Source organism: Nocardioides sp. (assembly GCF_029937575.1).
Lineage (GTDB): Bacteria > Actinomycetota > Actinomycetes > Propionibacteriales > Nocardioidaceae > Nocardioides.
In genome coordinates this window covers 21,601-27,908 of sequence record NZ_JAPYPS010000053.1, presented here as the reverse complement: position 1 = coordinate 27,908, position 6,308 = coordinate 21,601, and the positions used below count along the sequence as shown (strand labels likewise).

The following is a 6,308-nucleotide window of genomic DNA, read 5'->3' as shown; positions in this document are numbered from 1 at the left end:
CTCCAGGTCGACGGGGCGCGGGACCGCACCCCCGCGGCCCGAGCCGAGCCACCGCTCCCAGGACGGCGCTCCGCCGTCGAACGCCCGGGCGGTCCAGGCGCCGACCAGCATCGTGGCGAGGTCCTGGCCGACCACGACCACGGGCCTGCCGTCTCGCCCCGGGTCGCCGGGCGGCGCCAGCGGACGCCCCGTGCGCAGCAGCTCGTCGCGCACGGTCCAGGCCAGCCAGGGATCACCGACCACCTGACGGCCGCCGCGCCGGCGCAGCATCCGGTGGCGAGCCCGGCGCGCGACGGCGACGCCCGGCGCCGAGACCGAGCGCTGCCGGCCGGAGGCTCGCGCGGCGAGATCCGCGGCGACGAGGTCCTGGGCCACCACGGTGGCCGCGACGCCGAGAAGGTCGTGGTCGCGCAGGTGAGCGGGATCGAGGGGCGGCAACCCCCACGACCGATCGGGCACCGCTCCGACGAGCGTCCGCTCGGGCAGCCCGCGACCGGTGGCGCTCGCGGTGATCACACGCTCCACGAGGTCTGCCCGGGCGTGGCTGCCGGCGTCGGCGAGGTTGATGCGCCGGACCAGCTCGAGCTGCTGGGCGCCGGGCAGGTCGCGCGCGGTCGCCGGCGCCGTACCGCCGCTGTGTCGCCACTGCGCCCAGGAGGTGGAGCTGCCGTCGCGCAGAGCGGCGACCCAGCCCCAGGCCAGGCCCACGTCAGGACCCTGGTCGCGGCCATGGCCGGGCGGACCCGAGGGGGTCATCAGTCGTCCCGCAGGCCGCGCACCCGGGTCCGGACCTTGGCGGCCAAGGTGTCCTGCGGGTCCTCGCGGCGACTCGCCTCGATGGTCATCGCGGCCAGCGCCTCCATCGCCGCCTTGAGCTGCGGCTTGGAGCCCACCTTGTCGGGGTTGACCCAGGCCGCCTCGGGGTCGCGCGGTGCCGGGCGGAGGTCGGCCACGTCGCCGGCGACGTGAACCCGGCTGCCCTCGATCCAGTCGATCCACCGCTCGGCCTCCAGCTCGGCCCACTCCTGGGCGTGCGGCGGGAGGAGCAACGGCTTGGAGCGGCGTCGCTGCACCAGCGTCTCCTCGGCGAGCAGTCGCCGTACGAGGACGTCGAAGCGATTGTCCTGGCGCGGCTCCCGGTCGAGCTGCTGGTTGAGGCGACGCAGCATCGCGGTCTCGGCCACACCGAGGGAGGCGTTGTGCGCCTCGGACTCCTTCGGTGCCCAGGCCGGGTCGATGCCGAAGACGCGGCAGTTGCGCTCCCACAGGGCCGGTCCGCGGGTGTGCGGCACGGTGACCACGTGGACCCGCTCCGGAGCCAGCCCCTCGCTCCAGGCGGTGAGGACCTCGGGCAGGTCGAAGGCCCGCGAGAACCAGGAGTTGCGCTTGACGATCCGCTTCGTGAACCGGCGGTAGCTCCACGTCCGGCCCTGCTTGATGCTCTCCTGCCAGGCAGCCGGGATCTGCCGACCGAGGTCGCGGGCGGAGTAGACGACGTGCAGCTCCGCGCCGGCGCGCCCCAGGGACGCCTTGGCCTTGGCGATCGCCGCCGGGTGGGCGGCGGCGAGGATCTCATGGCTGACGACGATCGTGCCGTCGAGCCGTTTGATCCGACGGACCAGCGCGTCCCAGCTGCCCTCGGCGTGGCCGGGCTCGCCGCCCCAGTCCTGGCCCATCAGGTCCAGCGCCGCTCGGAAGTGGAACAGCGGCGGGTCCATCGTCAGGTTGCGACTCGGGAAGTGCACGTCGTGAGCCGCGAGCGAGCGGCTGTTGAGGCGCAGCCGGTCCTGCAGGTAGGTCGTCCCGGTCTTCGGGGCCCCGATGTGCAGGAAGACGCGGCGAGTCACGGGGTGATGGTATCGGCGGGGCGGCCGCCGAGCGCCCGCACCACCGCAGACGGGCTCGGCCGCCCGAGGTGCTCGGCCATCCACGTGCTCGTCGCCACGAGCGAGGCGAGGTCGACGCCGTGCTCGATCCCGAGTCCGGTCAGCAGCCAGACGAGGTCCTCGGTGGCGAGGTTGCCGGTGGCGCTCTCGGCGTACGGGCAGCCACCCAGCCCGCCGGCACTGGCGTCGTACGTCGTGATGCCGGCGCGGAGCCCGGCCTGGACGTTGCTCAGGGCCTGGCCGTAGGTGTCGTGGAAGTGCAGCGCCAGGCGGTCCACACCCACCCCGGCGGCGACGAACGCCTCGACCAGCGCGGTCACGTGGCCGGCCGTGCCGACACCGATCGTGTCGCCCAGGCTGAGCTGGGAGGCGCCGAGGTCGAGCATTCGGCGCCCGACGTCGACGACCTGCTCGATCGGGACCGCGCCCTCCCAGGGGTCTCCGAAGCACATTGACACGTAGGCGCGCACGTCCATCCCGGACCCGCGAGCACGCTCCACGGTCGGGGCGAACATCGCGAACTGCTCGTCGAGCGTGCGGTTGAGGTTCTTGGACGCGAACGTCTCGGTCGCGGAGCCGAAGACCGCGATGTGACGCAGCCCGAGCTCGAGCGCCCGGTCGAGGCCGCGCTCGTTGGGCACCAGCACCGGCAGGTCGCGGGCGGAGTCGCCGAGCCCGCTCGTCTCGTCGGTGAGGCCGGACATCAGCTCGGCCGCGTCGGCGAGCTGCGGCACCCACCTCGGGTGCACGAACGAGGTCGCCTCGACGACCGGCAGCCCGGCGGCGACGAGCCGCCGGACGAACTCGGCCTTGGTCTCGGTGGGGATCAGGGCCTTCTCGTTCTGCAGACCGTCGCGGGCGCCGACCTCGTAGATCGTCACGCGCGACGGCAGGTCCCGCGACGGGACGGACATCGGCAGGGCCTTCGGCAGGACGCTCACGAGCCCGCCTCCTCGACGACGAACAGCGTGGCACCGAGCGCGACCTGGCCGCCGGCGACGACGTCGACCTCGGTGACCGTGCCGTCGAAGGGTGCCTTGAGCGCGTGCTCCATCTTCATCGCCTCCATCACGCCCAGGACGTCGCCGGCGGAGACCGCGTCACCGACGGCGACACGTACGTCGAGCACCGTGCCCGGCATCGGAGAGGTGACCGCTCCGTCGCCGACCGCCGCTGCACCCGCCAGCCGGTCGGGCGGCGTGAAGACGTGGCGCTGACCCAGGAACGAGGCCTCGTAGGTGCCGGGGTGCCCCGGCTGCACGTTGACGACCACCCGCGCCGGCACCCCGTCGGCCATCACCTCCAGCACGTGGTCCGCGGCCCGGACCTGCTGGAAGGGACGCCCGTCGACGGTGGCGGCGGCCCGGTCGACCCGGACCTCCCGGTCCAGCTCGACGATGGTGGCGGCCGGTGCCGCACCGAGTCGGAACCCGTCGCTCTGGAAGGCGTTCGGCTCGCCCATCGAGCCCAGCATCGCCGCGATCCAGGCCGTGGCGGCTCGCGCGACCCCCGGATCGGGGGCGGGCACCTCGGCCGTGTCGAGCCAGGCCGTGTCGATGGTCGCGTCGCGGAACTCGTCGCTGGCCACGAGCGCCCGCAGGAAGCCGGCGTTGGTCGTCAGGCCCAGGACCGCGGTGGCGTCGAGGGCCTCGAGCAGCGCGTGGCGGGCGGCCTCGCGGTCGGGTCCGTGGGCGATCACCTTCCCGAGCATCGGGTCGTAGGACGTGGACACGACCTGGCCGGACTCGAGCGCGTGGTCGACGCGGATCGTCGTGCCGGGCGTCGTGCCCGGCGTCGTACCCGACGAGCCGGCGGGCCAGCGGACCAGCGACGCCGTACCGGCCTGGGGCAGGAAGCCGCCGAAGGAGTCCTCGGCGTAGACCCGGGCCTCGATGGCGTGGCCCTCGAGCGTGAGGTCGTCCTGGACGATCCCGAGAGGCTCCCCGGCCGCGACGCGCAGCTGCAGCTCGACCAGGTCGACGGGGTGGCCCTCGACGCGGGCGACGGCCTCGGTGACGGGGTGCTCGACCTGCAGGCGGGTGTTCATCTCCAGGAAGTAGAACTCGCCGGTGTCGGCGTCGAGGAGGAACTCGACGGTCCCGGCGTTGACGTAGCCGACGTGCGCGGCCAGGTCGACCGCTGCCTGTCGCACCCGCGCCCGGGTGGCCTCGTCGAGGGTCGGCGCCGGGGCCTCCTCGAGGACCTTCTGGTGGCGGCGCTGGGTCGAGCAGTCGCGCTCGAAGAGGTGCAGCACGGTGCCGTGGGTGTCGCCGACGACCTGGACCTCGATGTGGCGCCCGTGCTCGACGTACTTCTCGACGAGCATGGTGTCGTCGCCGAAGGCCGAGAGCGCCTCGCGCTTCGCGGCGGCCGTCGCCTCGTCCAGCTCGGCTGCCGACCGCACCACCCGCATGCCCTTGCCGCCGCCGCCCGCCGCGGCCTTCACCAGCACGGGGAAGGCCGCCTCCGAGCCCGTGGGCACGACGGGCACCCCGGCCGAGACGGCGATCTCACGCGCAGCGTCCTTGCGGCCCATCTGCTCCATCACGCTCGACGACGGACCGACCAGCGCGATGCCCGCCTCCTCCAACGCCGTCGCGAAGGCGGCGCGCTCGGAGAGGAACCCGTAGCCCGGGTGGACGGCGTCGGCCCCGACGGACCGGGCGGCTGCCACCACGGCCTCGATGTCGAGGTAGCTCTCGACGTGCACCGTCTCGTCGGCCGCAGCCACGTGGGGCGCCGCGACGTCGAGGTCGGTGTGTAGCGCCACGGTCCGGATGCCCATCCGCGCGGCGGTGCGCATCACGCGGATCGCGATCTCGCCGCGGTTGGCGACCAGCAGGATCTTGATCGAGGCCATCACATTCTCCAGACGCCGTAGGTGGGCGCGGGGACCGGCGCCTGCGCCGCGGCAGCAAGGCCCATGCCGAGCACGCGGCGGGTGTCGACGGGGTCGATGACGCCGTCGTCCCACAGTCGCGCGGTCGAGTAGTACGGCGAGCCCTGGGTCTCGTACTGCTCGCGGATCGGCGCCTTGAACTTCTCGACCTCCTCGTCGGTCGTGAGCTTGGGGTTGACCGTGGCGAGCACCGAGGCCGCCTGCTCACCACCCATCACCGAGATCCGGGCGTTGGGCCACATCCACAGGAACCGCGGGTCGTAGGCCCGACCGCACATGCCGTAGTTGCCGGCGCCGTAGGAGCCACCGATGACGACGGTGAACTTCGGCACCACCGAGCACGCCACAGCGGTGACGAGCTTGGCGCCGTCGCGGGCGATGCCGTTGTTCTCGTACTCCCGACCCACCATGAAGCCGGAGATGTTCTGCAGGAACACCAGCGGGATGCCGCGCTGGTTGCACAGCTCGATGAAGTGCGCGCCCTTGCGCGCCGACTCCCCGAAGAGGATGCCGTTGTTGGCCACGATCCCGACCGGATGGCCCCAGACGTGGGCGAACCCGGTCACCAGCGTCTCGGCGTAGAGCTGCTTGAACTCCTGGAAGCGGCTGCCGTCGACGATGCGACGGATCACCTCCCGCACGTCGTACGGCGTGCGCGAGTCGACGGGGACGACGTCGTAGAGCGTCTCGGGGTCCAGCGTCGGCTCCTCGACCTCACGCACCTCCCACGGCGGGGCCGCGGGTGCGGGCAGCGTGTCCACGATGCCGCGCACGATCGCCAGCGCGTGCCGGTCGTCGTCGGCGAGGTGGTCGACCACCCCGGACGTCCGGGCATGCACCTCGCCGCCACCGAGGTCCTCGGCCGAGACGACCTCTCCGGTGGCCGCCTTCACCAGGGGTGGGCCACCGAGGAAGATCGTGCCCTGCTCCTTGACGATCACCGTCTCGTCCGACATCGCCGGCACGTAGGCGCCACCGGCCGTGCACGAGCCCATCACGGAGGCGATCTGCGGGATCTGCGCCGCCGAGAGGTTGGCCTGGTTGAAGAAGATCCGCCCGAAGTGCTCGCGGTCGGGGAACACGTCGTCCTGCATCGGCAGGAACGCGCCGCCGGAGTCGACGAGGTAGACGCACGGCAGCCGGTTGTCGGCCGCGACCTGCTGGGCGCGCAGGTGCTTCTTCACCGTCAGCGGGTAGTAGGTGCCGCCCTTGACGGTGGCGTCGTTGGCGACGACCACGCACGCGCGGCCGTGGATCATCCCGATCCCCGTGACGATGCCCGCGCTCGGGACCGGCGAGGCGTCGGGCTCGCCGTACATGCCGGTGGCTGCCAACGGGCTGAGCTCGAGGAACGGGCTGCCCGGATCGAGGAGCCGGTCGACGCGGTCGCGCACGAGCAGCTTGCCGCGATCGAGGTGCTTGGTCCGGGCCGCCTCGCTGCCGCCGAGCCGGGCCGTGGCCAGTCGGTCGCGCAGGTCGTCGACGAGATCGCTGAGGTCACTCACGCTGTCAGGTTAATGGTT

5 protein-coding genes are annotated in these 6,308 nt (G+C 72.9%); all 5 read right to left on the bottom strand.

What is annotated here, in order from left to right:
• The coding region (locus Q1K33_RS15635) for a hypothetical protein (RefSeq protein ID WP_300405594.1) at positions 1 to 708 on the bottom strand (708 nt) is incomplete at its 3' end.
• A gap of 47 nt (positions 709 to 755) precedes the next feature.
• Positions 756 to 1,847, bottom strand: a complete 1,092-nt coding sequence (locus tag Q1K33_RS15630; protein ID WP_300405592.1) for a hypothetical protein — start codon at positions 1,845 to 1,847, stop codon at positions 756 to 758.
• A complete protein-coding gene (locus Q1K33_RS15625) occupies positions 1,844 to 2,800 on the bottom strand; it encodes a hydroxymethylglutaryl-CoA lyase (protein ID WP_300405596.1) in 957 nt (318 codons plus the stop codon). Before Q1K33_RS15625 ends, Q1K33_RS15630 begins: the two co-directional genes overlap by 4 nt.
• Before the next feature lie 23 nt (positions 2,801 to 2,823).
• Positions 2,824 to 4,746, bottom strand: a complete 1,923-nt coding sequence (locus Q1K33_RS15620; protein WP_300405590.1) for a biotin carboxylase N-terminal domain-containing protein — start codon at positions 4,744 to 4,746, stop codon at positions 2,824 to 2,826.
• Positions 4,746 to 6,290, bottom strand: a complete 1,545-nt coding sequence (locus tag Q1K33_RS15615; RefSeq protein WP_300405588.1) for a carboxyl transferase domain-containing protein — start codon at positions 6,288 to 6,290, stop codon at positions 4,746 to 4,748. The genes Q1K33_RS15620 and Q1K33_RS15615 overlap by 1 nt, the downstream gene beginning before the upstream one ends.
• Between the last annotated feature and the right edge of the window lie 18 nt (positions 6,291 to 6,308).

Bases quoted from the DNA above. Each gene is read 5' to 3' on its own strand.
- Q1K33_RS15625 (WP_300405596.1), bottom strand. From the start codon at position 2,800: ATGTCCGTCCCGTCGCGGGACCTGCCGTCGCGCGTGACGATCTACGAG.
- Q1K33_RS15620 (WP_300405590.1), bottom strand. From the start codon at position 4,746: ATGGCCTCGATCAAGATCCTGCTGGTCGCCAACCGCGGCGAGATCGCG.